Here is a 1,700-nt window from a genome sequence, read left to right on the forward strand (position 1 = left end):
CGCCGGACCAGTTTCCCGCCACGCCGGTCCTGCCCGACCGGTTGCCGATGCGCTTCCTGCGCGATGCCCACGCCCTGCCGCTGGCCTGCACGCAAACGACCCTTACCCTTGCCCTGACCGACCCGTTGGACCCCTTTGTCCGCTCCGCCATGACGGCGGCTACGGGCCTTGCGGTCAATGTGGCGGTTGCGTTCCGGTTGAAATCGAGGCCGCCTTCGACCGTCTCTATCCCGATACGGACCAGGCAGCGAAGCCGGATCCCGCCACGGCCGTGGAGGAAGACGCGGAACGGCTGCGGGACATGGCGTCCGAAGCGCCGGTTATCCGTCTGGTCAACCAGATCATTTTCCGCGCGGTTGAAAGCCGGGCGTCGGACATCCACCTCGAACCCTTTGAGGACCGGCTGCGCATCCGCTACCGCAATGACGGCCTGCTGCAGGAAGCGGAAAGCCCCGCCGCCAACCTGACGGCGGCGATCATCTCGCGCATCAAGATCATGGCGCGGCTGGATATTGCCGAACGCCGCCTGCCGCAGGATGGCCGCATCCGCCTGCCCGTACGGGGGCAGGAAGTGGATTTTCGCGTCTCGACCCTCCCCTCCCTGCATGGGGAAACGGTGGTGCTGCGCGTGCTGGACCGTTCGGCCGTCACGTTCGACTACACCGCGCTCGGCCTTGCCCCCGGCGTGATCGCGGCGCTGACGAAGACCCTCCAGCTTCCCAACGGCATTGTTCTTGTCACCGGCCCGACAGGATCGGGCAAGACGACAACACTCTATTCCGCCCTGCTTACACTCAATACAGCCGATCGTAACGTCGTGACGGTTGAAGACCCCATCGAATTCCAGTTGGCCGGGATCAGTCAGGTGCAGGTCAAGCCCCAGATCGGGCTGAATTTCGCCACCCTCCTGCGCGCCATCCTGCGTCAGGATCCGGATATCGTGATGGTGGGCGAAATCCGTGATCTTGAAACCGCGCAGATTTCGGTGCAGGCGGCGCTGACGGGGCACCTGGTCCTGTCAACCCTGCACACGAACTCGGCGGCGGCGGCCATCGTGCGGCTGCGGGACATGGGGGTGGAGGATTACCTGCTGACAGCCGTGCTGCGCGGCGTGATGGCCCAGCGTCTGGTGCGCCGCCTGTGCCTGCACTGCCGGGTGGCCCATCCCGCGCCGACGGAACTGATCACCCGCTTCGGGCTGGAAGCCCGCACGGCCCTGCGCCCGATCATGCTGTACCACCCGGTGGGATGCCCCCACTGCCGCGCTACCGGTTATGCCGGGCGTCTCGCCATTGCCGAATTCCTGATCCCGGATGAGGAAATTACCCGACTGATCTTCGCCCATGCCGATCACGCCGCCATTGAACGCGCGGCAACCGGGGCCGGTATGGTCCCGATGTTCGACGCCGGGCTTGAAGCTGTGCTGGCGGGCCAGACAACGATTGAGGAAGTCACCCGCAGCATCCGCGCGGATGGCGCGTAATGGTGCAGGGGCCCGCAGCACCGGTGTTTTACTTTACGGCCATCACGCCCGCTGGCCAGACCATACATGGCACGGTCAGCGCCAGCAGCCAGAACGAGGCCATTGCGTGGATACGCGCCCAGGGCAACCTGCCCGTCCGTGCCGAGGCCGGTGGCGGGCATGACCGGTGGCGGGCGCGTTTTGCGGCGCTGGCGGCCTGCCTGCCTTTCCACCGGCG

2 protein-coding genes and 1 pseudogene are annotated in these 1,700 nt (G+C 66.2%); all 3 read left to right on the top strand.

What is annotated here, in order from left to right; genetic code table 11:
- Positions 1-47: 47 nt before the first annotated feature.
- Positions 48-137, top strand: a pseudogene (locus tag JCM25156_RS31505) (hypothetical protein); the annotation flags it as partial.
- Positions 138-271: 134 nt separating this feature from the next.
- On the top strand, positions 272-1,483 hold the full coding sequence (locus tag JCM25156_RS25280; RefSeq protein WP_242402706.1) for a GspE/PulE family protein: 1,212 nt from the start codon (positions 272-274) through the stop codon (positions 1,481-1,483).
- On the top strand, positions 1,483-1,700 hold a 218-nt coding region (locus JCM25156_RS25285), incomplete at its 3' end, for a hypothetical protein (RefSeq protein WP_034960354.1). The genes JCM25156_RS25280 and JCM25156_RS25285, both read left to right, overlap by 1 nt.

The organism is Komagataeibacter kakiaceti JCM 25156 (genome assembly GCF_000613305.1).